23 protein-coding genes are annotated in these 23,463 nt (G+C 69.8%); 9 read left to right on the forward strand and 14 right to left on the reverse strand.

Going from position 1 to position 23,463, the window contains the following annotated elements; translation table 11 throughout:
* Positions 1-171: 171 nt before the first annotated feature.
* From LK06_RS13605 to cseC, 5 genes are all read left to right on the forward strand, one after another.
* Positions 172-1,047 (forward strand): HhH-GPD family protein, encoded by an 876-nt coding sequence (locus LK06_RS13605; RefSeq protein WP_039654215.1) that lies wholly within the window; start codon positions 172-174, stop codon positions 1,045-1,047.
* 273 nt (positions 1,048-1,320) lie between these two features.
* Positions 1,321-1,860: a SigE family RNA polymerase sigma factor gene (locus tag LK06_RS13610; RefSeq protein ID WP_039654216.1), complete on the forward strand. Its 540-nt coding sequence runs from the start codon at positions 1,321-1,323 to the stop codon at positions 1,858-1,860.
* Positions 1,848-2,504, forward strand: a complete 657-nt coding sequence (locus LK06_RS13615) for a hypothetical protein (RefSeq protein ID WP_234367405.1) — start codon at positions 1,848-1,850, stop codon at positions 2,502-2,504. The genes LK06_RS13610 and LK06_RS13615 overlap by 13 nt, the downstream gene beginning before the upstream one ends.
* Before the next feature lie 36 nt (positions 2,505-2,540).
* Positions 2,541-3,245, forward strand: a complete 705-nt coding sequence (gene cseB, locus LK06_RS13620) for a two-component system response regulator CseB (protein ID WP_039654218.1) — start codon at positions 2,541-2,543, stop codon at positions 3,243-3,245.
* A gap of 11 nt (positions 3,246-3,256) precedes the next feature.
* Positions 3,257-4,612, forward strand: a complete 1,356-nt coding sequence (gene cseC / locus LK06_RS13625; RefSeq protein WP_039654219.1) for a two-component system sensor histidine kinase CseC — start codon at positions 3,257-3,259, stop codon at positions 4,610-4,612.
* Positions 4,613-4,765: 153 nt separating this feature from the next.
* Here the strand turns inward: cseC and LK06_RS13630 are convergent, their stop codons facing one another.
* Positions 4,766-6,337 carry an MDR family MFS transporter gene (locus LK06_RS13630; RefSeq protein WP_174673866.1) on the reverse strand — a complete coding sequence of 524 codons (1,572 nt, stop codon included), beginning with the start codon at positions 6,335-6,337 and terminating at the stop codon, positions 4,766-4,768.
* Positions 6,338-6,460: 123 nt separating this feature from the next.
* Between LK06_RS13630 and LK06_RS13635 the strand changes: the two genes are divergently transcribed.
* Positions 6,461-7,060 (forward strand): TetR/AcrR family transcriptional regulator, encoded by a 600-nt coding sequence (locus LK06_RS13635; RefSeq protein WP_039654220.1) that lies wholly within the window; start codon positions 6,461-6,463, stop codon positions 7,058-7,060.
* Position 7,061: 1 nt separating this feature from the next.
* On the opposite strand, the gene LK06_RS13640 is transcribed toward LK06_RS13635, so the two are convergent.
* Positions 7,062-7,613, reverse strand: coding sequence for a M23 family metallopeptidase (locus tag LK06_RS13640; RefSeq protein WP_039654221.1), 552 nt, complete (start codon positions 7,611-7,613; stop codon positions 7,062-7,064).
* Positions 7,614-8,057: 444 nt separating this feature from the next.
* Between LK06_RS13640 and LK06_RS13645 the strand changes: the two genes are divergently transcribed.
* A complete protein-coding gene (locus LK06_RS13645; protein WP_039654222.1) occupies positions 8,058-8,690 on the forward strand; it encodes an HAD family acid phosphatase in 633 nt (210 codons plus the stop codon).
* A 167-nt stretch (positions 8,691-8,857) separates the two neighbouring features.
* Here the strand turns inward: LK06_RS13645 and LK06_RS13650 are convergent, their stop codons facing one another.
* Positions 8,858-11,383, reverse strand: coding sequence for an ATP-dependent Clp protease ATP-binding subunit (locus tag LK06_RS13650; RefSeq protein WP_039654223.1), 2,526 nt, complete (start codon positions 11,381-11,383; stop codon positions 8,858-8,860).
* Between the two features lie 448 nt (positions 11,384-11,831).
* On the opposite strand from LK06_RS13650, the gene LK06_RS13660 reads away from it, so the two are divergent.
* The gene (locus LK06_RS13660; RefSeq protein ID WP_234367406.1) at positions 11,832-12,554 is read left to right on the forward strand and encodes an SCO3374 family protein; all 723 of its coding nucleotides are present in this window, start codon (positions 11,832-11,834) and stop codon (positions 12,552-12,554) included.
* Here LK06_RS13660 and LK06_RS13665 read toward each other — a convergent pair.
* From LK06_RS13665 to LK06_RS13710, 10 genes are all read right to left on the reverse strand, one after another.
* Positions 12,533-12,868: a histone-like nucleoid-structuring protein Lsr2 gene (locus LK06_RS13665; RefSeq protein ID WP_039654224.1), complete on the reverse strand. Its 336-nt coding sequence runs from the start codon at positions 12,866-12,868 to the stop codon at positions 12,533-12,535. The two genes, LK06_RS13660 and LK06_RS13665, sit on opposite strands and share 22 nt — an antisense overlap.
* A gap of 204 nt (positions 12,869-13,072) precedes the next feature.
* The gene (locus LK06_RS13670; RefSeq protein ID WP_039654225.1) at positions 13,073-13,606 is read right to left on the reverse strand and encodes an amino-acid N-acetyltransferase; all 534 of its coding nucleotides are present in this window, start codon (positions 13,604-13,606) and stop codon (positions 13,073-13,075) included.
* Between the two features lie 9 nt (positions 13,607-13,615).
* Positions 13,616-14,011, reverse strand: coding sequence for a BlaI/MecI/CopY family transcriptional regulator (locus tag LK06_RS13675; RefSeq protein WP_039654226.1), 396 nt, complete (start codon positions 14,009-14,011; stop codon positions 13,616-13,618).
* A gap of 275 nt (positions 14,012-14,286) precedes the next feature.
* Positions 14,287-14,469 (reverse strand): hypothetical protein, encoded by a 183-nt coding sequence (locus tag LK06_RS13680; RefSeq protein ID WP_039654227.1) that lies wholly within the window; start codon positions 14,467-14,469, stop codon positions 14,287-14,289.
* Between the two features lie 97 nt (positions 14,470-14,566).
* Entirely contained in the window at positions 14,567-15,265 is a 699-nt protein-coding gene (locus LK06_RS13685) for a hypothetical protein (RefSeq protein ID WP_043432556.1), read from the reverse strand.
* A gap of 173 nt (positions 15,266-15,438) precedes the next feature.
* Positions 15,439-16,236, reverse strand: a complete 798-nt coding sequence (locus LK06_RS13690) for a type III pantothenate kinase (RefSeq protein WP_039654229.1) — start codon at positions 16,234-16,236, stop codon at positions 15,439-15,441.
* A gap of 5 nt (positions 16,237-16,241) precedes the next feature.
* Positions 16,242-17,228, reverse strand: coding sequence for a carboxylating nicotinate-nucleotide diphosphorylase (nadC, locus tag LK06_RS13695; RefSeq protein ID WP_043404256.1), 987 nt, complete (start codon positions 17,226-17,228; stop codon positions 16,242-16,244).
* Positions 17,229-17,233: 5 nt separating this feature from the next.
* On the reverse strand, positions 17,234-18,994 hold the full coding sequence (locus tag LK06_RS13700) for an L-aspartate oxidase (RefSeq protein ID WP_039654231.1): 1,761 nt from the start codon (positions 18,992-18,994) through the stop codon (positions 17,234-17,236).
* The gene (gene panC, locus LK06_RS13705; protein WP_039654232.1) at positions 18,991-19,992 is read right to left on the reverse strand and encodes a pantoate--beta-alanine ligase; all 1,002 of its coding nucleotides are present in this window, start codon (positions 19,990-19,992) and stop codon (positions 18,991-18,993) included. The genes LK06_RS13700 and panC overlap by 4 nt, the downstream gene beginning before the upstream one ends.
* A complete protein-coding gene (locus tag LK06_RS13710) occupies positions 19,989-20,990 on the reverse strand; it encodes a Rossmann-like and DUF2520 domain-containing protein (protein WP_039654233.1) in 1,002 nt (333 codons plus the stop codon). The genes panC and LK06_RS13710 overlap by 4 nt, the downstream gene beginning before the upstream one ends.
* Positions 20,991-21,185: 195 nt before the next feature.
* Here LK06_RS13710 and LK06_RS13715 point away from each other — a divergent pair, with 195 nt between their 5' ends.
* Positions 21,186-22,364 carry a threonine aldolase family protein gene (locus LK06_RS13715; protein WP_039654299.1) on the forward strand — a complete coding sequence of 393 codons (1,179 nt, stop codon included), beginning with the start codon at positions 21,186-21,188 and terminating at the stop codon, positions 22,362-22,364.
* Between the two features lie 233 nt (positions 22,365-22,597).
* Here LK06_RS13715 and LK06_RS13720 read toward each other — a convergent pair whose 3' ends face one another.
* Entirely contained in the window at positions 22,598-23,299 is a 702-nt protein-coding gene (locus LK06_RS13720) for a response regulator (RefSeq protein WP_052318850.1), read from the reverse strand.
* Between the last annotated feature and the right edge of the window lie 164 nt (positions 23,300-23,463).

Here is a 23,463-nt window from a genome sequence, read left to right on the forward strand (position 1 = left end):
ATCGTCGCGCTTGCTTGCGTCACCCGCCGCACGGACACCAACTTTTCCGGATCATCATCCCGGCAACTACCTTCACGGGCAGGCCTCTTCACCCTCGACCACGCACGGTGGCCGCGCCGTCACCCGTCATGTCCCCTCCGGTCCGCCAACCCGTGGCAGGATCGGAAGGCCATGACTGAGAAGCTTCACAGCCCCGTGATCGCCTGGTTCGACGCCCATGCCCGCGACCTCCCCTGGCGCCGCCCGGAGGCCGGCCCGTGGGGTGTGATGGTCAGCGAGTTCATGCTCCAGCAGACCCCGGTCAACCGGGTGCTACCCGTCTACGAGCAGTGGCTCACCCGTTGGCCACGCCCCGCCGACCTAGCGAAGGAGGCACCCGGAGAGGCCGTTCGCGCCTGGGGCCGGCTCGGCTACCCGCGCCGCGCCCTGCGGCTGCACGGCGCCGCGGTCGCCATAGCGGAACGGCACGGCGGTGACGTCCCCACGGACCACTCACAACTGCTTGCACTGCCCGGGATCGGTGAGTACACGGCCGCCGCGGTGGCTTCGTTCGCGTACGGCCAGCGGCACGCGGTGCTGGACACCAATGTGCGCCGGGTCCTCGCCCGGGCGGTGACCGGTGTGCAGTACCCGCCGAACGCAACCACGGCCGCCGAGCGGCGACTCGCCCGGGAGTTGCTGCCCGAGGACGAGGGGACCGCCGCCCGGTGGGCCGCCGCCTCCATGGAACTGGGCGCGCTGGTGTGCACGGCGAGGAACGAGAGCTGCCGGCAGTGCCCGATCGCCGCCCAGTGCGCCTGGCGACTCGCCGGCAAGCCGGAGCACACCGGGCCGCCGCGCCGGGGGCAGACGTACGCCGGCACGGACCGGCAGGTGCGCGGCAAGCTCCTCGCCGTCCTGCGGGAGGCACACGCGCCGGTGGCGCAGCCGGTGCTGGACCGGGTGTGGCACGAGCCGGTGCAGCGCGCCCGCGCGCTGGACGGGCTCGTCACGGACGGTCTGGTGGAGCCGCTGCCGGGTGGCCTGTACCGGCTGCCGCTCAGCTGACGAAAAGCCAAGTCACAGCCTTCCGGCCACCGTTACGGAGTATCCGTACGGATAATCCATGATGAAAGGGAGCACAAGGGGCATCCTCTTTACCCATTTTCTGCTTCCGTTACACAACCGACGGATAGCCGATTGCTAGCCGCAGGCTGGTACGCACAGCGCCGTGACAACCACTCCGTAGCTTCTTCTCCGTGCCCGGCAGACCACGAGGGCAGGCGACGCGGGACCTCCGGCAGGGGCCGGAGGAACAACGGGGAACGGAGGCGGTCGATCATGGCGCAGGGCGAGGTGCTCGAATTCGAGGAGTACGTCCGCACCCGGCAGGAGGCGCTGCTGCGCAGTGCCCGCCGGCTGGTCCCGGACCCCGTCGACGCCCAGGACCTGCTGCAGACCGCACTGGTGCGGACGTACGGCCGTTGGGAGGGCATCGCCGACAAACGGCTCGCCGACGCGTACCTGCGCCGGGTGATGATCAACACGCGGACCGAGTGGTGGCGGGCGCGCAAGCTGGAGGAGGTCCCCACCGAGCAGCTGCCGGACGCCTCGGTGGAAGACTCCACCGAGCAGCATGCCGACCGGGCCCTGCTGATGGATGTGATGAAAGTGCTCGCACCGAAGCAGCGCAGTGTCGTGGTGCTGCGACACTGGGAGCAGATGTCCACGGAGGAGACGGCCACGGCCCTTGGCATGTCGGCCGGGACGGTCAAGAGCACGCTGCACCGGGCGCTCGCCCGGCTCCGTGAGGAGCTGGAGGCCCGCGATCTGGACGCACGCGCGCTGGAGCGTGAGGAGCGGGAGCGTTGCGCGGCCTGACCGGGGCCGGGTCCGAGGAGGCCCGAGGGAGTTCATTGGCGGTGATCGCGGCGGTGGCCTCGATCACCGCCCTCGCCCTTTTCGCCGCCGCCTGCGGCACCGGGGGCACGGGCGCCCGGGACGAGGGCCCGGCGCACGCATCGGCGGTGGCAGGCGCCGTAGCCTCCCCCGTGCCGAGCCCGTCCGGTACCTACCGGCGGGTGGACGCGGTGGCGCTGCTCCTGAGGGACCCGGCGGTCTCGGAATCGGTCAAGCGGGGGTTGAAGCCGTGCACCGGCCACGAGTACCCGCTCGACGTCTCGTACGGCGATCTGACCGGTGGCCCGGTGGACGACGTCGTCATCAACGTACTGACCTGTGCCGACGCGGTCGGGATCGGCTCGTATGTGTACCGGGACGAGAAGGGCACGTTCGAGAACGTCTTCAAGACCGAGGAATCACCGGTCTACGCGGACATCGAAGAGGGCCAACTGTCAGTGACCAGACAGTTCTACGAGAAGGGCGACCCGGTCTCCAGCCCGTCCGGTGAGATCGTGACCCCCTACAGGTGGAAGGGGGGACGATTCGTCCCCGGCAAGAGCGTCCGCAACGAGTACAGCAAGTCCGCCGGCCTGGGCACCGTGGCCCCGGCCGAGGACAACTGACCCACGGCACACACCACGAGGACTGAGAGCACCGGGATGGCAGACCAGACCCACGTCCTGTTCGTCGAGGACGACGATGTCATCCGCGAGGCCACCCAGCTCGCCCTGGAGCGGGACGGTTTCGCGGTCACCGCGATGCCTGACGGCCTGTCCGGCCTGGAGGCGTTCCGGGCGAACCGCCCCGACATCGCACTGCTGGACGTCATGGTTCCGGGCCTGGACGGCGTGAGCCTGTGCCGGCGCATCCGGGACGAGTCGACCGTGCCGGTGATCATGCTGTCGGCGCGCGCGGACTCCATCGACGTCGTCCTGGGCCTGGAGGCGGGCGCCGACGACTACGTGACCAAACCTTTCGACGGCGCCGTGCTGGTGGCACGCATCCGCGCGGTACTGCGCCGCTTCGGACACGCCGGCGGGGTCACGCACGCGGAGGAGTCCGCCTCCGGGGTGAACGGCGGCACGCTGAGCTTCGGCGACCTGCAGGTCGACACCGAGGGCATGGAGGTGCACCGGGCCGGGCAGCCGGTGGCGCTCACCCCGACCGAGATGCGTCTGTTGCTGGAGTTCTCCTCCGCGCCGGGCACCGTGCTCTCCCGTGACAAGCTGCTGGAACGCGTGTGGGAATACGGCTGGGGCGGGGACACCCGGGTGGTCGACGTGCATGTGCAGCGGCTGCGCCAGAAGATCGGCCAGGACCGGATCGAGACGGTCCGCGGCTTCGGCTACAAGCTGAAGGCCTGAGCGGGGCAGACATGCGGGGCATCCTTCGGCGGCCGGCACTCTGGATGGAGCGCGCGGGTCTCAAGACCGGGCTCAGATGGAAGCTCAGCGCGGCGATCGCACTGGTCGCCGGTCTGGTGGCCACCGCGCTCAGCCTGGTCGTGCACAACGCCGCCCGGGTCTCGATGCTGGACAACGCGCGCGACCTGGCCAACCAACGGGTGCAGATCGCGCAGCGCAACTACGAGCAGAACCGCGGCCCGAACTTCCCCAACATCAGGGTCGACGACCCCGGGCTGCCGGCCGCGCTGCGGGAGAAGGTCGAGGAGGGCCGCAGGGTCAGCGACGTCACCGACCACGGCGGGGTGCCGGACATCTGGGCGGCCGTTCCGGCCAAGGACGGGCACGTGCTGTCCCTGCACAGCCATCTGCCGGACCGCAGCACCGACGTGATGAACGACCTCGACCAGGCCCTGGTGATCGGCTCCGTCGCGGTCGTACTGGGCGGCAGCGCGCTCGGCGTGCTGATCGGCGGTCAGTTGTCCCGGCGGCTGCGCAAAGCGGCGGCCGCGGCCAACCAGGTCGCCAAGGGCGAGACCGACGTCCGGGTGCGGGAGGCCATCGGCGGGGTCGTACGGGACGAGACCGACGATCTCGCGCGGGCGGTGGACGCCATGGCGGACGCGCTGCGGCAACGGCTGGAGGCGGAGCGGCGGGTCACCGCCGACATCGCCCACGAGCTGCGCACCCCGGTGACCGGCCTGCTGACGGCAGCCGAACTGCTGCCGCCGGGCCGGCCCACGGAACTGGTACTGGACCGGGCGAAGGCCATGCGCACTCTGGTCGAGGACGTCCTGGAAGTGGCCCGGCTGGACGGGGCCTCGGAACGGGCCGAGTTGCAGGACATCCTGCTCGGCGAGTTCGTCAGCCGCCGGGTGGCCGTCAAGGACCCGGACATCGACGTCCGAGTGGTGCACGAGTCGGAGGTCACCACCGACCCGCGGCGTCTGGAACGGGTGCTGTTGAACCTGCTCGCCAACGCGGCCCGGCACGGCCGGCCACCGATCGAGGTGACCGTCGAGGGCCGGGTCATCCGGGTCCGCGATCACGGCCCCGGCTTCCCCGAGGAACTCCTCGCCGAGGGCCCGAGCCGGTTCCGCACCGGCAGCAAGGACCGCGCCGGGCAGGGCCACGGCCTCGGCCTGACCATCGCGGCCGGCCAGGCCCGGGTGCTGGGCGCCCGTCTGACGTTCCGCAACGTACGCCCTGGCGGAGCTCCCGCCGGCACCCCGGCGGAAGGCGCGGTGGCCGTGCTGTGGCTCCCGGAACACGCCCCGACGGACACCGGAAGCTATCCGGTGCTGCCACTGTCCGGGGGCGCGGGCTGACCGGGGCCCGCAGACGAGCGGACCGAACAGCCGAAGGCCCCGGGGCGGACACCCGCTGGAGCCTTCGGCTCGACGTCCCTCCCCGCCGGCTCGCTCGGCCCGGTTGGCCCGACCGGCTCGTCGGACGCGGTCGTTCAGCCGCTCACAAACTGCTCATACCGCCTCGGCCATGGACGCCGACACCGAGTCCGCACCATCGGCGGACGCCGTCTCCTGACCGCTCCGCAGCGGCACTTCCTTCACGAAGAGCGCCGCGACCAGGACGACCAGGGCGATCACCGCGCCCGGCAGGAACGCCGCGTGCGTACCGGCGGACACCGCGTGCTGGTACGCCTCCCGCGCCAGCGGCGGCAGGTGCTGCAGGCTCTTCGCGTCCAGCCGCGCCGACGTCTCGGTCACGTTCTTGCCCAGTGCCCCGGCCTTCTCGGCCATGACGTGTTGCACCTGGTGGTTGAACAGGGCACCCATGATGGCCACGCCGTAGGACGAACCGAGCGTGCGGAAGAGAGTCGCGGACGAGGACGCGACGCCCATGTCCTTCATCTGCACACTGTTCTGCGCCACCAGCATGGTGATCTGCATCAGGCAGCCCATGCCCAGGCCGAGCACGGCCATGTAGAGACCCGAAGTCAGTCGGGTGGTGCTCGTGTCCATCTGGGACAGCAGGTACATGCCGACGACCATCAGGACGCCACCGACGACCGGGAAGACCTTGTAGCGACCGCTGCTGGTGATGACCCGTCCGACGACCAGCGAGGTCACGAGCATCGCGCCGAGCATCGGCAGGAGCAGCAGACCGGAATTGGTCGCGGAGGCCCCCTGCACCGCCTGCTGGTACAGCGGCAGGAACAGCGTGGCACCGAACATCACGAAGCCGACGACGAAGCCGATCACCGCCATCAGGGTGAAGTTGCGGCTCTGGAAGATGTGCAGCGGCAGGACGGGCTCGGCGGCCCTCATCTGCCAGAACACGAAGCCGACCAGCGCGGCGACGCCCATCCCGATCAGCTCCATGATGCGCGCCGAGGTCCAGGCGTATTCGGAGCCGCCCCAGGTCGTGACCAGCACGATGGAGGTGATCCCGACGGTCAGCAGCAGGATGCCGAGGTAGTCGATGCCCGCCTTGGCCCGCTTCTTCGGCAGGTGCAGCACGGCGGTGACCAGCACGAGCGCGACCACGCCGAGCGGCAGGTTGATGTAGAAGGACCAGCGCCAGCCCCAGTTGTCGGTGATGCTGCCACCCACCAGCGGGCCGCCGATCATCGCGAGCGCCATGACAGCGGCCATCATGCCCTGGTACTTGCCCCGCTCCCGCGGCGGCACGAGGTCACCGATGATCGCCATGACGCCGACGATCAGTCCTCCGGCGCCGAGTCCCTGCAGGGCCCGGAAGCCGATCAGTTGCCCCATGTCCTGCGCCATACCGCTCAGCGCCGAACCGACCAGGAAGATCACGATCGAGGTGAGGAAGGCTCCCTTGCGCCCGTACATGTCACCGAGCTTGCCCCAGATCGGAGTCGATGCCGCGGTGGCCAGGGTGTAGCCGGTGACCACCCAGGCCAGGTGCTCCATGCCTCCCAGTTCGCCCACGATGGTGGGCATCGCCGTGCCCACGATCATGTTGTCGAGCATCGCGAGCATCATCGCGATCATGAGCGCGAGCAGTACCACGCGCACGCTCCTGGGCTGTTGGTCCTCCACGGCGCTCTCGGCTGTGCCCGCCATCTCTTCCCTCTCCCCCTACGGCACCACTTACTTGCCGCCCGGCTAGTTCACTACACTCGGAAGGTAGACCCGTCACTAGCCGGGCGTCAAGTAAGTTTCCGCGGAAGTGCGAGGAGTACGAGGATGGTCGGCACCATGGACGGCACCAAGCAGCAGCGCCGCGGCAACACCCGCCAGCGCATCCAGGACGTAGCACTCCAACTCTTCGCGGAGCAGGGGTACGAGAAGACCTCCCTGCGCGAGATCGCCGAGCGCCTCGACGTCACCAAAGCGGCCCTGTACTACCACTTCAGGACCAAGGAAGAGATCATCGTCAGCCTCTTCGAGGATCTGACGAAGCCGATCGAGGACCTGATCGAGTGGGGCCGGGAACAGCCGCACACCCTGCAGACGAAGCAGGAGATCGTCCGGCGCTACAGTGCGGCGCTGACCGAGGCGGAACCCCTCTTCCGATTCATGCAGGAGAACCAGGCGACGGTGCGGGAACTGCGCATCGGCGACACCTTCCGGGACCGGATGCGCGGCCTGAAGGACATCATCATCGACCCCGAGGCCGACCTGGTCGACCAGGTCCGTTCCCTCAGCGCACTGTTCACGCTGCACGCCGGACTGTTCGTGATGCAGGACCTGGAGGGCGACCCCGAGAGGAAGCGCAAGGCCTCCCTCGAAGTCGCCCTGGACATGGTCAGGCAGGCGCACGAGCACGCCCGCCGGGACCGGTAGGTCAGACCTTCACGCCCTTGGAGTGCAGGAACGCGACCGGGTCGATGGCGGAACCGTAGTTCGGGGTGGTGCGGATCTCGAAGTGCAGGTGCGGGCCGGTGGAATTGCCGGTGGAGCCGGACAGGGCTATGTGCTGACCGGTCCTGACGACCTGGCCGACCTTGACGTCGATCCGGGACAGGTGCGCGTACTGCGAGTACCTGCCGTTGCCGTGCTTGATGACAATGGCGTTGCCGTACGCGGGACCGTCACCGGCACCGTTGGGGCCGGCCTTGACGACGGTGCCGCCATGTGCGGCGACGACCTCGGTGCCGGTCGGCACGGCGAAGTCCTGACCGCTGTGCTTGGCGACCCAGTGGCTGCCGGCCTGGTTGAAGCTGGCGGAGAGCGTGTACTTCTTCACCGGGTCGACCCAGGAGGTGGCGGACGCGGTGGCGGCGCTGGCAACCCCGGTTCCCAGCACGGCCGTGGCGCCGATTCCGGCAGCCAGGACGGCCACCCGGGTGCGGAGCGGGGACGTACGGGAAGAGCGGGACATGACGCGCTGGAACATCGGGACCTCATGGACTCGGGGACGGGTCGGCCGCCCGGCGCACAGATATGCACCAGAGCGGCCGTCCTTTGGTAACCGAGCACCCCATCGACCCACAAAACGCCCATCTACGGCATTCAGTAGTAGGCGAATGTAAAACCATTCACTTCTTGACAGGCCGGCAACTCTTTGGGCACCTGCCCTGACGTCGCCGTTCCTTCACGCAGGACTCCGCGGAGAACGCCCTTTTTGTCCAATATTTGGATTCCACTATCTCGGCTAGTACCGGATAAATCGCCTGTGCGGCTTATCACCGGCCGACCGCATGGGCGGGCAGGAAAATGTGACGCACACCCCTAGGCATCTACCGGTCGGTAACCTTACGGTTCCCCTCGCGCCATCCTCACCTCAGATCATGCCCCTGACATTCAGGCACGTGTACGGACGTGAGAGGACCCCCCACCGATGACCAAACGCCCCTGGGCTCACCGCATATCCGTGACCGCCGTCTCCTTGGCCGCCCTGGCCGCGACGGCCGCACCGGTCCACGCCGCGACGGCGCGTAGTTCCTCCGACTCGTCGAGCGCCTCCAGCACCTCCACGAAGGTCGACTACGCCACCTGGCAAAAGGACTGCCAGGAGGTGATGGACCGGGCCCTGCCGTACGTGAAGGGCCGCGTCGCCGGCGCCAAGCCGGGCGAGAGGCAGGCGATCGTCTTCGACATCGACAACACCACGCTGGAGACCGACTACGGCTTCAGCTATCCCCAGCCGGCGAACAAGCCCGTTCTGAAGGTCGCCGAATACGCCCAGGAGCACGGCGTTTCCCTCTTCTTCGTCACCGCCCGGCCCAGCGTCATCTACTGGCCCACCGAGTACAACCTGCACCACGACGGCTACGACGTCTCCGGCCTCTATACCCGCGGGCTGTTCGACCTCTTCAAGAACGTCGCCGCCTACAAGACCGCCCAGCGCGTCGACATCGAGCACAAGGGCTACACGATCATCGCGAACATCGGCAACAGCGCCACCGACCTGTCGGGCGGTCACGCCGAGAAGTCCTTCAAACTGCCGGACTACAACGGACAGTTGTCCTGACGCACGGCAGCCGAAGTCTCCGGTGGGACCCCGTCCGTCCGCCTGCCGTGCCGCCGGCGGCGGAACGGACAGGCCCCGGCACTCGGCGGCGGGCCGGGGCCCAGAGACGGCGAAGGGGCCGGATGCCCGAAGGCACCGGCCCCTTTCCCGGCCCGTCGGCCGGCGGGTTACGCGTCCTTGCTCAGGTTCGGGCCGGCACCGCCGGCCGCCTGCTCGATCGGCGGAACGTCCGGCAGGGTCGACTTCTCCTCACCACGGAAGGTGAAGGTCTGGGCGTCGCCCTCGCCCTCGGTGTCCACGACCACGATCTGGCCGGGGCGCACTTCGCCGAAGAGGATCTTCTCCGAGAGGGTGTCCTCCACCTCGCGCTGGATGGTGCGGCGCAGCGGCCGGGCACCCATCACGGGGTCGTAGCCCTTCTTGGACAGCAGTTCCTTGGCGGACTGGGACAGTTCGATGCCCATGTCCCGATCCTTGAGGCGCTCGTCCACCTTGCTGATCATCAGGTCGACAATCCGCAGGATGTCCTGCTGCGTCAGCTGCGGGAAGACGACCACGTCGTCGACACGGTTGAGGAACTCGGGGCGGAAGTGCTGCTTCAGCTCGTCCGACACCTTGTTCTTCATGCGCTCGTAGTTGGTCTTCGTGTCACCCGCGGCGGCGAAACCGAGGTTGAAGCCCTTGGAGATGTCCCGGGTGCCGAGGTTGGTCGTCATGATGATGACCGTGTTCTTGAAGTCCACGACCCGGCCCTGGGAGTCGGTCAGGCGGCCGTCCTCCAGGATCTGCAGCAGCGAGTTGAAGATGTCCGGGTGGGCCTTCTCGACCTCGTCGAAGAGGACGACCGAGAACGGCTTGCGACGGACCTTCTCGGTCAGCTGGCCACCCTCCTCATAGCCCACGTAGCCGGGGGGCGAACCGAAGAGGCGGGAGACCGTGTGCTTCTCACTGAACTCCGACATGTCGAGGGAGATCAGCGCGTCCTCGTCACCGAAGAGGAACTCCGCGAGCGCCTTGGACAGCTCGGTCTTACCGACACCGGACGGACCGGCGAAGATGAACGAACCACCAGGACGCTTCGGGTCCTTCAGACCGGCACGCGTACGGCGGATGGCCTTCGACAGCGCCTTGACGGCGTCGTTCTGACCGATGACCCGCTTGTGCAGCTCCTCCTCCATGCGGAGCAGGCGGCTGGACTCCTCCTCGGTCAGCTTGAAGACCGGGATGCCGGTGGCCGTGGCGAGGACCTCGGCGATCAGCTCGCCGTCGACCTCGGCGACGACGTCCATGTCACCGGCCTTCCACTCCTTCTCCCGCTTGGCCTTGGCGGCCAGGAGCTGCTTCTCCTTGTCGCGCAGGGAAGCGGCCTTCTCGAAGTCCTGCGAGTCGATCGCGGACTCCTTGTCCCGGCGGACGCCGGCGATCTTCTCGTCGAACTCGCGCAGGTCCGGCGGAGCGGTCATCCGACGGATGCGCATCCGGGAACCGGCCTCGTCGATCAGGTCGATCGCCTTGTCCGGCAGGAACCGGTCCGAGATGTAGCGGTCGGCCAGAGTGGCTGCCTGCACCAGGGCCTCGTCCGTGATGGAGACGCGGTGGTGCGCCTCGTACCGGTCGCGCAGACCCTTGAGGATCTCGATCGTGTGCGGCAGGGACGGCTCGGCGACCTGGATGGGCTGGAAACGGCGCTCCAGGGCCGCGTCCTTCTCCAGGTGCTTGCGGTACTCGTCGAGGGTGGTCGCACCGATGGTCTGCAGCTCACCGCGGGCCAGCATCGGCTTCAGGATGGAGGCCGCGTCGATGGCGCCCTCGGCGGCACCCGCACCGACCAGCGTGTGCAGCTCGTCGATGAACAGGATGATGTCGCCGCGGGTGCGGATCTCCTTGAGAACCTTCTTCAGGCGCTCCTCGAAGTCACCGCGGTAGCGGGAGCCGGCGACCAAAGCGCCGAGGTCCAGGGTGTAGAGGTGCTTGTCCTTGAGCGTCTCGGGCACCTCGCCCTTGACGATGGCCTGGGCGAGACCCTCAACGACGGCGGTCTTACCGACACCGGGCTCACCGATCAGCACCGGGTTGTTCTTGGTACGACGGGACAGCACCTGCATGACCCGCTCGATCTCCTTCTCGCGCCCGATGACCGGGTCGAGCTTGGACTCACGAGCGGCCTGGGTAAGGTTCCGGCCGAACTGGTCCAGGACGAGAGAGGTCGAGGGAGTGCCCTCGGCCGGGCCGCCCGCGGTGGCGGTCTCCTTGCCCTGGTAACCGGAGAGCAGCTGGATGACCTGCTGCCGCACCCGGTTGAGGTCTGCGCCCAGCTTGACCAGGACCTGGGCCGCGACGCCCTCGCCCTCACGGATCAGGCCGAGCAGGATGTGTTCCGTGCCGATGTAGTTGTGGCCCAGCTGAAGGGCCTCGCGGAGCGACAGCTCCAGGACCTTCTTGGCACGGGGGGTGAAGGGGATGTGCCCGGACGGGGCCTGCTGGCCCTGACCGATGATTTCCTCCACCTGCTGGCGGACCGCCTCAAGCGAAATGCCGAGGCTCTCCAGGGCCTTAGCGGCGACACCTTCGCCCTCGTGGATGAGACCCAGGAGGATGTGCTCGGTGCCGATGTAGTTGTGGTTGAGCATCCGGGCTTCTTCCTGAGCCAGGACGACAACCCGCCGCGCGCGGTCGGTGAACCTCTCGAACATCGTTAATCGCTCCTCAGAGCGGTCAGGCAGTGGGGGGAACTTCCCCTCCCTGTCCTTCCGCAGCTTAGTCCCGCAAGCGGGGACCGCTCATTCCAACTGCCGACACCGTCGATGGCCTCCTGACCCCGAACGCCGACATCTGCTCCAACCCGATGGTGCGAGACGATGTTCCCGCAGGCCAGGCACTTACCCCAGTCGCCAGTACGCCCATGGCGAACGTGAGACAGCCCATCCTGCGTGTCGCCCCCTCTCACTAGGCATGTCTTACCCGCGGGGGCTGACACTCCATGCCGCGCACACCGGTTCGCTCCGCTATGGGCGAACAGCCTTGCGCCTCCCCCGAGGCCCTCGCACCCCCTCTTTCGGCACCTTGTGCGGTTGATCGCACACCCAGCGTAACCTCTCGTACGCTTCGCCAGTTGCACGTGGCATGGCTTGCTCGGCCCCCATGGCTTCCTCGGGCACCGCATCAACCTCATCGCCGTCACACCTCACGACACATACGATCCCCCTTCCGCGGCCACCTCTCGACCCGGAACCGGAATCACCCGCTGCGTTCCCGTCTGGTCCGGACGGCGCGGACGACCGGGTCCGGTGCTGGTACGAGAGCGATCTGGGGTGGGCGACGGCGCCCGGGCGACCGCTGCGACTGCCCACCGGGGTGCGGTTCGACGTCCTGGACGTACCAGCCGAAGCGGGTACGGGGGCGCTGCGACACCTGGCGGCGGAGTCCCCGGTGGCGCTGAGCGGCGACCGGATGTGGCTCCTGGTGGCCGCGGGTAGCACGGAGGAACTGCCGGCACTGCTGGACTGGCTGGAGTGGAGCGCCGTCGCCCTAGATCTGCGGGCCCTGGGGGTCGGGGACGCCATGGCGGCGCCGGCGCCGCCGGCGGCCTCCCGAGGCTGGGGGCCGGACGGTTCCGCCCAGGGGGCCGCTGTGTGGTTGCGGCCCCCTGGAACCGGGTGCGAGCTGGAGGCGTCGCTGCCGGCGCTGCCGGCCATGGGGCGCGGGGATAGTGCGCCCGATCTCGTACGACTGGTGGACACGGTGGCAGCGCAGTGTCACCGCGTCCGACTGCGTCTCGCCTGCGCCGGGCCGCCCGCCCGTCGACGGGACCGGCCGTCGGCCTTGTCCCGGTCGTCGCGGAATCAGCCGTTGGCCTTCTCGTAGGCCGCGCGGATCGCCGCGGGCACACGGCCGCGGTCGTTGACCTCCAAGCCGTTCTCCTTCGCCCAGGCGCGGATCGCCGCGGTGTCCTGGTTACCGCTGGAAGCGGCACGCGCCTTTCCACGCCCGCCAGAGGCACGGCCTCCGGTGCGACGACCGCCCTTGACATAGGGCTCGAGAAGACCGCGCAGCTGGTCCGCATTGGCAGTCGTGAGATCGATCTCGTACGTCTTGCCGTCCAGCGCGAACGTCACAGTCTCGTCCGCCTCGCCGCCGTCGAGGTCGTCGACAAGAAGGACCTGAACCTTCTGTGCCACCGGATTTCCTTTCATCGATAACGTTTGAGGTGTCAGGGCTGTGCGGCGCCCGCCGTTTCGCCGCCCCTGTTATATGCAGTACTGCAGCACGTCGGAAAGCAAACCGCTTTTGCCGGAAAAACACAAACCCCCGGGAGAGGTTCAGTGCAGCACCCCACCCGTAAACATGCGCGTTTCGGACATAGGGCACCTGGGCAATGGCGATCACAGATGCAGAAGCATCCGACTGTTACCCAAGGTGTTCGGTTTCACTCGTTCGAGACCGAGGAACTCCGCGACGCCCTCGTCATAGGAACGCATCAGCTCCGCGTACACATCGGTGTCGACCGGCGTCTCACCGATCTCCACGAAGCCGTGCTTCCCGAAGAAGTCGACTTCGAAGGTCAGACAGAAAACCCGGCGCACACCGAGCCAGCGCGCGGTCTGTAGCAACTTCTTCAGCAACTGATGGCCAACGCCTGCGCCCTTGAGACCGGGCTTCACCGCCAGAGTGCGGACTTCCGCGAGGTCCTCCCACATGACGTGCAGTGCGCCGCAGCCGACCACCTCGGCGTTGTCGTCGCGTTCCGCGATCCAGAACTCCTGGATGTCCTCGTAAAGCGTGACCGTGGCTTTGTCGAGCAGGATGCGGTCACGGGCGTAGGTGTCGAGGAGACGACGCACGGCAGGGACATCGCTGGTCCGGGCCCGCCGGACGGTGATGGCTTTTGCGGAGACTTCGGGACGCTCTGCTGACATGAGCGGACGCTATCGTCCGTTGCCGCCCTCGGTGGAACCGGGGTTCTCCTCTTGCCGGGCTTCGGCTTCCCGGGTTTCTTCCGGCCCTTGGACGATGCGTACGGCATCCCGGAGGGCCTGACGCTGTTCCTCGCTCATCATCCCGAAGAAGGCGACTAGAGCGGCGGCCGGGTTGTCGCTCTGCGACCAGGCGTCGTTCATCAGCGCGGCGGCGTACGCGGCACGCGTGGAGACGGCCTCATATCGATAGGCACGCCCTTCCGCCTCGCGGCGCACCCAGCCCTTCTGATGGAGATTGTCCAGGACGGTCATCACGGTGGTGTACGCGATGGAGCGTTCCTGCTGCAGGTCTTCCAGGACTTCCCGAACGGTCACCGGGCGGTTCCACTTCCACACCCGCGTCATGACCGCGTCTTCGAGTTCTCCCAAGGGGCGAGGCACAGCTCAGAACAATAGTGGGCGATACCGGTAATGGCGCACCGGACGTGCGCCAAGACGATGAACATGAACAAAAAGGGCGCACGATCCGGACGTCACCGGCGCACACGGAGGCCGCCCGTCCACAGCGGGCGGAGCACCCGGCGCTGGACGAGGTGGCGGTGACCGGGTCGACGCCCCAGGATCCGGCGCCTTCGGACCTCGCGGTCAGGTCCGGCGCCGTCCGGCTCGACCCCTTCGCGTCAGACCTGGTGGGCGTCGGCGGAGGCCTGACGTGTGCCCTCCGCACGCGCGAGGACGGAGTCGACGGCCGCGTCCTCCTTGGCCTTGGCGGCGCCGCCCTGGGTCTTCACGATCACCCTGACCACGGCGATGAAGAACCCGGCCATCACGACCGGGGGTACGAGCGCGGAGACATAGTCCATGCCTCCAGGGTAGCCACGGGGGCACGGGCGAAAAGGGCGGGGTGCGCCAACCACCCGGACGGACCCGAGCGGGCCCGGGCGCCCCGAGGCCGGATGCTCACCCCGCGGCGAGTTGTCGCGTCTGCGCCGGGGGCACGGGCTTGCGGCGCGGGAAGACCTCACCCGGCGTGGGGACGGGCCGTTTCGGCGCCACCGGTTCCGTAGCGGGGCGCTCCGCAGGGGCAGGCCCGGGCTTCGGCGCGGGCTTCTGTGCGGGTTTCGGCGCAGGCTTCTGTGCGGGCTTCTGTGCGGGCTTCTGTGCGGGCTTCTGTGCGGGCTTCTGTGCCTCTTCGGCCTGCCGCACCACGGGGTCGCCCACACCGCCCGGAAGGGCCAGCAGGCGGGTCCGGGAGGGTGGTACGGCGGGTGCGGGGACCCTGCGCGCACCCTGCGTGAACCGGGCCCGCACGTCCTGCGCGGCCAACGCCTGGCAGCGGTCCAGCAGGGCCGCCGCCGCGGGGTTCCCGCGCAGCGCCCGGAGCGCGGCGAGGTCGTCCACCCCGGGCCGGTACCCGGCGCCCAGCGCCTCCTCCAGGAGGGCGAGATAACCACCGACGGTCCCTGGAAGGGCGGCGCGGTAGCGGCCGAGGTCGGCCACCAGGAAGGCGCGCAGTCTGACCCCTTCACTCATCGCCTCGTCGAGTGACTCGGCGAGGCGGAAACAGTCCTGGACGTCCTCGGTGGAGGCTTGGCCGGGGTGAAGGGCGAGGGCGAGGGCGCGGCGGAGCACACACAGCTCCTCCGCGCCGAACGCCATGCCGCCGCGGGATCCGTATGGCGTGGGCATGCACGCGACGGTATCGCTAATCGGACAAAAGTGATGGATCGAGATGATGTGTCGCGGTATGTCGTTTTCGGTTTCCCCCGACCGGGGCCATCGGACCTGACCGGGTATCCAGAACCACCGGCGCTCCGCGGGCGCCGGCCGCCTCACAGGCGCGACACGTTCCGCTCGTACACCAGGCGCAGCCCGATCAGCGTGAGCCACGGCTGGTGCTCATCGATCACCGAGGACTCTCCCAGCACCATCGGCGCGAGCCCGCCCGTGGCGATCACGGTCACATCGTCCGGGTCGTCCGCCAGCTCGCGCGCCATCCGACTGACGACCCCGTCGACCTGCCCGGCGAATCCGTACACGATGCCCGACTGCATGGCCTCGACCGTGTTCTTGCCGATCACGCTGCGCGGCCGGGCCACCTCGATCTTCCGCAGCTGCGCGCCCTTGACGCCGAGCGCCTCCACGGAGATCTCGATGCCGGGTGCGATGACGCCGCCGACGTACTCCCCGCGCGCGGAAACCGCGTCGAACGTGGTCGCCGTGCCGAAGTCCACGACGATCGCCGGGCCGCCGTAGAGGTCGACGGCGGCGACCGCATTGATGATCCGGTCGGCGCCCACCTCCTTGGGGTTGTCGGTGAGGATCGGCACGCCCGTCTTCACGCCCGGCTCGACCAGGACGGCGGGCACGTCACCGTAGTAGCGCCGGGTGACCTCGCGCAGCTCGTGCAACACGGAGGGTACGGTGGCGCAGATCGCGATGCCGTCGATGCCGTCACCGAGTTCGTCGCCCAGCAGCGGGTGCATGCCCATCAGCCCCTGGAGCAGCACCGCCAGCTCGTCCGCCGTGCGGCGTGCGTCCGTGGAGATGCGCCAGTGCTCGACGATGTCCTCGCCGTCGAACAGGCCGAGGACGGTGTGGGTGTTGCCGACGTCGATCGTGAGCAGCATGACCGTTACTCCGCCTCGCGCAGGTCCAGGCCGATGTCCAGGATCGGCGAGGAGTGGGTGAGCGCGCCGACGGCCAGGAAGTCCACGCCGGTGTCGGCGTACGCACGCGCGTTGCCGAGTGTCAGCCGGCCGGATGCCTCCAGCAGCGCCCGGCCACCGGCGATACCGACGGCCTCCTCGCACTCGCCGGGCGTGAAGTTGTCCAGCAGGATCAGGTCGGCGCCCGCGTCGACGACCTCACGCAGCTGGTGCAACGTGTCGACCTCGACCTCGATCGGTACGTCCGGGAAGGTTTCCCGGACGGCCTTGAAGGCCTGTGCGACGCCACCGGCGGCGACCACGTGGTTGTCCTTCACCAGGGCCGCGTCGGACAGCGACATGCGGTGGTTGACGCCGCCGCCGCAGCGCACGGCGAACTTCTCCAGCGAGCGCAGGCCGGGTGTCGTCTTGCGGGTGTCCCGCACGCGGGCACGGGTGCCCTCCAGGGCGTCCGCCCAGGCGCGCGTCGCGGTCGCGATGCCCGACAGGCGGCACAGGATGTTCAGCGCACTGCGCTCGGCGGTGAGCAGGTCCCGGGTACGCGTGGTGACCGACAGCAGCTTCTGGCCGGCCTCGATCCGGTCGCCGTCCTCGACGTGCCGCTCCACCTCGAACTCGTCGGTGCAGACCACCGAGAGCACGGCCTCAGCGACCCGGAGGCCGGCCACGACGCCCGCCTCGCGCGCGGTGAAGTCCGCGGTGGCCACCGCGTCCTCGGGGATGGTCGCGACGGTGGTGACGTCCACGCCGCCGTCCAGGTCCTCCTGGACGGCGACGTTGGCGATGTCCTCGACCTCCACGGGGTCGAGCCCGGAAGCGGCCAGCAGCTCGGCGAGCGTGGGGTCGAGCCCGCACTCCACGTACTTCTCGTACTCCTCTCCGCCGTCCGCGCCGCAGGCGCAGCCGTCGCCGCAGCCACCGGTCGGGGCGAGAGGAAGGTCGTCGGTGCTCACGTCTGTCACTGCTCCTGGGGGCGCTGGGGACGGGGGTGCCTCCCTGCCCGGACGGAGCCGGGAGCCTGCGGGAGGACAGGGGGGAAATCTGCGGTGTCGGTGGTGCCCACGGCCAACGACCGGTCCGACCTGAGTCGCACGACGATGTGGCGCCGCCAGTGGGTGTCGTCGCGCTCGGGGTGGTCCTCACGCCAGTGGCAGCCGCGGGTCTCCTCGCGCAGCCGGGCGGCGGCGACCAGCACACGGGCCACGCACATGAGGTTGGTGGCCTCCCAGGTGTCGACGCCGGGCTCGGCGGTCTTGCCGTTCTGGTCGAGCGCGTCGCGGGCCTCGCTGTGCAGGTGCCGGAGCTGCTCGGCGGCCTTGGCGAGGGACTCCTCCGAGCGCAGCACACCCGCGCCCTCGGTCATGATCCGCTGGATGGCGAACCGGGTCTCCGGGGCGAGCAGCGGGTGCTGCGGCTCGTTGGAGTACCGGACCGGTTCGGGCACGCGCGTACCGGGACGGCCGTCGTCCCCGCAGGTGGCGATGTCGGTGGCGATGCGCTCGGCGTAGACGAGGCCTTCGAGGAGGGAGTTGGAGGCAAGCCGGTTGGCGCCGTGCACGCCGGTGCAGGCGACCTCGCCGCACGCGTAGAGCCCGGGCACGGTCGTGCGGCCGTGAGCGTCGGTGCGGACGCCGCCGGAGGCGTAGTGGGCGGCCGGGGCGATCGGGATGGGCTCGGCGACCGGGTCGATGCCATTGGCCCGGCAGGCGGCCAGGATGGTCGGGAAACGGTGCTCCCACATGTCGGCACCGAAGTGCCGCGCATCGAGGAACATGTGCTCGGCGTCCTGCTCCTGCATCCGCCGCATGATGGCCTTGGCCACGATGTCCCGGGGCGCCAGCTCGGCCAGCTCGTGCTGACCGACCATGAAGCGCACCCCGTCGCCGTCCACCAGATGGGCGCCCTCGCCGCGCACCGCCTCGGAGACGAGCGGCTGCTGCCCTTCGGCGTCCGTGCCGAGGAACAGCACGGTGGGGTGGAACTGCACGAACTCCAGGTCGCTGACCTCCGCGCCCGCGCGCAGGGCCAGCGCCACGCCGTCACCCGTGGACACGGAGGGGTTGGTGGTGGCGGAGAACACCTGACCCATGCCGCCGGTCGCGAGGATCACCGCGGGCGCGTGCACGGCGCCCACCCCGTCGTGCTGGCCCTCGCCCATCACGTGCAGCGTGACACCGGCCGTGCAGCCGTGGGCGTCGGTGAGCAGGTCGAGCACGAGCGCGTTCTCGACGGTGCGCAGCCCACGCGCGCGTACGGCCTCCACGAGCGCCCGGGAGATCTCCGCGCCGGTCGCGTCGCCTCCGGCGTGCGCGATCCGGCGGCGGTGGTGGCCGCCCTCGCGGGTGAGTGCCAGTCGTCCCTCGGATGACTCGTCGAAGTGGGCACCGGTGTCGATGAGCCGCCGCACGGCGTCGGGGCCCTCGGTGACGAGGATCCGTACCGCCTCCTCGTTGCACAGGCCCGCGCCTGCCACGAGGGTGTCCTGCAGGTGTTGTTCCGGGGTGTCGCCCTCGCCGAGAGCGGCGGCGATGCCGCCCTGTGCCCAGCGCGTGGAACCGTCGTCCAGGCGGGCCTTGGTGACGACGACCGTCGTCAGGCCCGCGGCCTCACAGCGCAGGGCCGCGGTGAGGCCGGCCACTCCGGAGCCGACGACGACCACGTCCGCGTCGATGGACCACCCGGGGGCGGGCGCGTGCAGTCGTATGCCTGTGCTGGTCACGAGGCGGCTCCGAGGGATCCGAAGGTGAGGGGGAGGTTGTCGATCAGCCGGGTCGTGCCGACCCGGGCGGCGACGGCGAGCACTGCCTCGCCGGTGAAGTCGGCACCGATCTCGGTGAAGTCGGCGGGGTCGACCAGGGCGAGGTAGTCCAGTTGGAGCGGCGGGTCGAGGTGCGCGGCCTCGTCCAGGACTTGGCCGGCGGCGGCACGGACGGTCGCCGGACCGCCGGGCGCGACCGTGGCCACCGCGTGCGCGTCGGCAGCTGCGCGGGACTCCCCTATGGCGCTGAGCGCCTCGGCACGCGCCTGCGTGGAGGGCACTTCCCGGGCCCGCGCGCGCAGCGCCTCCTGCGCGGCGTGCCGATCGCGGCCGGCGAAGAGCGCGCGGGACAGGGCAAGCGCGGTACGCCGCTCGTCGGGCGAGAGGTAGCGGTTGCGGCTGGACAGGGCGAGCCCGTCCTCCTCGCGCACGGTCGGCACGGCGACGATCTCCACACTGAAGTTCACATCCCGCACCATGCGTCGGATCAGTGCCAGTTGCTGGGCGTCCTTCTGCCCGAACAGGGCCACGTCCGGGCGGGTGAGGTGCAGCAGCTTGGCGACGACCGTGAGCATCCCGTCGAAGTGCCCGGGCCGGGACGCGCCCTCCAGCCGCTCGCCCATGGGGCCGGCCGAGATGCGCACCTGGGGTTCACCACCCGGATAGACCTCCGCCGCGGAGGGGGCGAACACCGCGTCCGCGCCGGCCTGCTCGGCGAGCTTCAGATCGGCTTCCAGGGTGCGCGGATAGCGGTCCAGGTCCTCGCCGGCGCCGAACTGCAGCGGGTTGACGAAGACGGTGACGACGACCTCGCCGTCCGGGCCGGCGATCTGCCGCGCGGAGCGGATCAGGGTCGCGTGGCCCTCGTGCAGGGCGCCCATGGTCATCACGACGGCCCGGCGGCCGTGGCGCACGCGCGCGTGCAGCTCCCCCGCGGTGCTCAGCAGGACGGTGGTCATCGGTCGTTCCCCTCGGTGCCGTCGGTGCCCTCGCTGTCCTCGCTGTCCTCGTTCTCCTCGGTGCTGTCAGTGCTGTCAGCGGCGTTCGCACGGTGTGTTCCGTCGGCGAGCACGCCGAGCAGGTCCTCCGCGAGTTCCGGCCTCAGCAGCCCGTGCGCGAGGGCCCGGTCGGCGGTCGCCCGGGCCATCGCCAGATACCCAGCCACGGTCTGCGGTGCGTGCTTGCGCAATTCGGTGACGTGCGCGGAGACCGTGCCGGCGTCCCCGCGCGCGACGGGCCCGGTGAGGGCCGCGTCGCCGGAGCGCAGCGCGTTGTCCAGGGCGGCGCCGAGCAGCGGGCCGAGCATCCGGTCGGGTGCCTCGACGCCGGCTGCGCGCAGCAACTCCATGGACTGGGCGACCAGGGTCACCAGGTGGTTGGCGCCGAGGGCGAGAGCCGCGTGGTATAGCGGGCGGTCCTCTTCCCTGATCCACTCGGGCTCACCGCCCATCTCGATGACCAGGGCCTCGGCGGCCAGTCGCAGCTCTTCCGGCGCGGTGACGCCGAAGGAGCAGCCCGCGAGCCGCTGCACGTCAATCGGAGTGCCGGTGAAGGTCATCGCCGGATGCAGCGCCAGCGGCAACGCGCCGGCGCGCCGGGCCGGGTCGAGGACTCGTGCACCGTACCTACCCGAGGTGTGCGCGAGCAGTTGTCCCGGCCGTACGGCACCGGTGTCCGCGAGCCCGGAGACCAGGCCGGGCAAGGCGTCGTCGGGGACGGTGAGGAGCACCAGGTCCGCGCGCCGGAGAACCTCGGCGGGCGGTACCAACGGCACGTCCGGGAGCATGGTCCCGGCGCGCCTCCGGGAGGCGTCGGAGACGCCGGACACGGCCACCGGACGGTGCCCGGCGAGCTGCAGGGACGCCGCGAGCGCGGGGCCCACGCGTCCGGCGCCGACGACACCGACGGTGAGCCGCGCGGGGCGGCCCTTGAGGTCTGGCTGATGGACTGTACTCACGCGACGGCGGCCTTCCCGTTCCAGTCCGCTCTGGGTACCGGACGATGTACCGGACGATTTCTCGTCATGTTAACGCTATCGGGTCGGACGGCGGCCGGTCGTCCACAGGCTGTGGGTTACCCCACGTCACCGCTCCGGGACCGCGGCACGGAAATCCGGGTGCCCGAGCGGGTGCGGAAGGGCATGCTCAACGGCATGAGCGACACGGCTGAACAGGACGAACGGCGGTCTGAGCAGAACGGGCAGCGACCGGTGCGTGAGCGGCGCGCGACCGCAGGGCGGAAAGCACGGCGCACCCTGTGGCGTCCGGGCGTCCGGGACACGCTCCGCGAAAGGCTGACCTGGCTGGTGGAAACGGCACCCCAGGTCCACGACCTGGACGAGCCGGCGGACGTGTACGGCGACCGGATCGTCGCCGCCCTGGAGGAGCGGGTCGCCGCGCTGCTGGGCACACAGGCTGCGGTGTTCTTCCCGACCGGCACGATGGCCCAGCAGGTCGCCCTGCGCTGCTGGGCGGCCCGCACCGGCAACCCCACGGTCGCCCTGCACCCGCTCTCCCACCCCGAAGTACACGAACGGGACGCGTTCAGCCAGGTCAGCGGCCTGCGCCCGGTCCATGTGACCCGGGAGCCCCGGCTGCCCACGGCCGCGGAGATACGCGACTTCGAGGAACCCTTCGGCACGCTGATGCTGGAACTGCCCCTGAGGGACGCCGGTTTTCTGCTGCCCACCTGGGAGGAGCTGACCGAGGTCGTCGAAGCGGCGCGGGACCGCGACGCGGTGGTGCACTTCGACGGCGCGCGCCTGTGGGAGTCCACCCTCCACTTCGGCCGCCCCCTGAAGGAGATCGCCAGCCTCGCCGACACGGTCTACGTGTCGTTCTACAAGTCGCTCGGGGGCTTCGGCGGAGCCGCGCTCGCCGGCCCGGAGAGCCTCGTCGCGGAGGCGAAGACCTGGCGGCACCGGTACGGCGGGACGGTCTTCCAACAGTTCCCGACCGTTCTGTCGGCGCTCGCCGGACTCGCGCGCGAGCTGCCCCGGCTACCCGACTATGTGCGGCACGCGCGTGTGGTGGCCGCCGCGCTGCGGGAAGGCTTCGCGGCGTCCGCCCTGCCCTGGGTGCGGGTCCACCCGGACGAGCCGCACACCCACCAGTTCCGGTTGTGGTTGCCGTACCGCCCCGAAGTGCTGGAGGAGGCCGCGGTACGCCAGGCCGAGGAGACGTCGGTACTGCTGTTCGGGGCCCCCTGGGAGCAGGGCGGGCCGGGCCTGGCGGTCACGGAGGTCACCGTCGCGGCGGACGGCTTGGAGTGGACGGCGCAGGACGTACGGGCGGCTGTGGCCGACTTCGCGGCCCGCCTGCCCGCGGTGTGATCACAGCGAGCGCGGACGCGGCCGGTCGGCGCCCGGCACACCGGACGACGCCGGTGTGCCGGGCGCCACGCTCACCGAGGGTCCAGCACCAGCTGGACCCCTCCGGCGCGACTCGGCTGGGCAACGACTCGTAGGAGGCGTGCTGCGCTGAGGCCCCGGGCAGCCGCGGGTGCCCGGGGGGTGCCTCGTCAGCCGTGGGTGGGCCGCGATCAACCCGTGGTCGCCGGCCTCGGTCAGCCGTGGCCGCCGGCGCGTACCAGGCCCGTCTCGTACGCGAGCACCACGACCTGTACCCGGTCCCGCAGCCCCAGCTTGGTCAGAATGCGGCCGACATGCGTCTTGACCGTCGCCTCGCTCAATACCAGCCGGGCCGCGATCTCGCCGTTGGACAGGCCTTGCGCGACCAACATCATCACCTCGCGCTCCCGGTCGGTGAGCCGGCCCAGCTCCTTATGCCGGGGCTCGGTGTTGGCGGAGGGCAGCATCGGTGCGAACCGGTCCAGCAGACGCCGAGTGGTGGAGGGTGCCACGACCGCGTCACCGTTGTGCACGGACCGGATGGCGGCCAGCAACTCGCCCGGTGGCACGTCCTTGAGCAGGAAGCCGGAAGCACCCGCCTTCAGCCCGGAGAAGGCGTATTCGTCCAGGTCGAAGGTGGTGAGGATCAGCACCTTCGGCGGATCGGGCTCGGCGCAGATCCGCCGGGTGGTCTCCACCCCGTCCAACTTCGGCATCCGGACGTCCATCAGGATGACGTCGACGGCGGTGGAACGCAGCACCTGGAGTGCCTCGACGCCGTCGCCCGCCTCCGCGACGACCTCCATGTCCGGCTGCGCGGCGAGCACCATCCGGAACCCGGTGCGCAACAGCACCTGGTCGTCGACGAGCATGACTCTTACGCGCCCTGCCGGCGCCGGGCTTTCTGAGGCTGTCATACCGTCAGAGTACGCAGCAGAGGGCCCCGTTCCCGGGGGCTGTGAACGGGCCCGGTCCGACGCGCTGAACTGCACTGCTCGCCGCCGCTCAGCGGGTCGACATCATCGGCGGCACCCGGATGCAGGTGGCACCTGGGTGCACAGGTGCCGGCCGGGGGGCACGG

Origin of the sequence: Streptomyces pluripotens (assembly GCF_000802245.2) — a bacterium.
Taxonomy (GTDB): domain Bacteria; phylum Actinomycetota; class Actinomycetes; order Streptomycetales; family Streptomycetaceae; genus Streptomyces; species Streptomyces pluripotens.

What these genes read in the sequence shown, in the direction of transcription:
- LK06_RS13650 (WP_039654223.1), bottom strand. Translation starts at nt 11,383, where the DNA reads ATGTTCGAGAGGTTCACCGACCGCGCGCGGCGGGTTGTCGTCCTGGCT.
- LK06_RS13720 (WP_052318850.1), bottom strand. Translation starts at nt 23,299, where the DNA reads ATGACAGCCTCAGAAAGCCCGGCGCCGGCAGGGCGCGTAAGAGTCATG.
- LK06_RS13675 (WP_039654226.1), bottom strand. Translation starts at nt 14,011, where the DNA reads ATGACGCGGGTGTGGAAGTGGAACCGCCCGGTGACCGTTCGGGAAGTC.
- LK06_RS13690 (WP_039654229.1), bottom strand. Translation starts at nt 16,236, where the DNA reads ATGCTGCTCACGATCGACGTCGGCAACACCCACACCGTCCTCGGCCTG.
- cseC (WP_039654219.1), top strand. Translation starts at nt 3,257, where the DNA reads ATGCGGGGCATCCTTCGGCGGCCGGCACTCTGGATGGAGCGCGCGGGT.
- panC (WP_039654232.1), bottom strand. Translation starts at nt 19,992, where the DNA reads ATGACCACCGTCCTGCTGAGCACCGCGGGGGAGCTGCACGCGCGCGTG.
- cseB (WP_039654218.1), top strand. Translation starts at nt 2,541, where the DNA reads ATGGCAGACCAGACCCACGTCCTGTTCGTCGAGGACGACGATGTCATC.
- LK06_RS13605 (WP_039654215.1), top strand. Translation starts at nt 172, where the DNA reads ATGACTGAGAAGCTTCACAGCCCCGTGATCGCCTGGTTCGACGCCCAT.
- LK06_RS13685 (WP_043432556.1), bottom strand. Translation starts at nt 15,265, where the DNA reads ATGGCGTTCGGCGCGGAGGAGCTGTGTGTGCTCCGCCGCGCCCTCGCC.
- LK06_RS13680 (WP_039654227.1), bottom strand. Translation starts at nt 14,469, where the DNA reads ATGGACTATGTCTCCGCGCTCGTACCCCCGGTCGTGATGGCCGGGTTC.
- LK06_RS13715 (WP_039654299.1), top strand. Translation starts at nt 21,186, where the DNA reads ATGAGCGACACGGCTGAACAGGACGAACGGCGGTCTGAGCAGAACGGG.
- LK06_RS13645 (WP_039654222.1), top strand. Translation starts at nt 8,058, where the DNA reads ATGACCAAACGCCCCTGGGCTCACCGCATATCCGTGACCGCCGTCTCC.
- LK06_RS13630 (WP_174673866.1), bottom strand. Translation starts at nt 6,337, where the DNA reads ATGGCGGGCACAGCCGAGAGCGCCGTGGAGGACCAACAGCCCAGGAGC.
- LK06_RS13640 (WP_039654221.1), bottom strand. Translation starts at nt 7,613, where the DNA reads ATGTTCCAGCGCGTCATGTCCCGCTCTTCCCGTACGTCCCCGCTCCGC.
- LK06_RS13610 (WP_039654216.1), top strand. Translation starts at nt 1,321, where the DNA reads ATGGCGCAGGGCGAGGTGCTCGAATTCGAGGAGTACGTCCGCACCCGG.
- LK06_RS13635 (WP_039654220.1), top strand. Translation starts at nt 6,461, where the DNA reads ATGGTCGGCACCATGGACGGCACCAAGCAGCAGCGCCGCGGCAACACC.
- LK06_RS13660 (WP_234367406.1), top strand. Translation starts at nt 11,832, where the DNA reads ATGGCTTCCTCGGGCACCGCATCAACCTCATCGCCGTCACACCTCACG.
- LK06_RS13670 (WP_039654225.1), bottom strand. Translation starts at nt 13,606, where the DNA reads ATGTCAGCAGAGCGTCCCGAAGTCTCCGCAAAAGCCATCACCGTCCGG.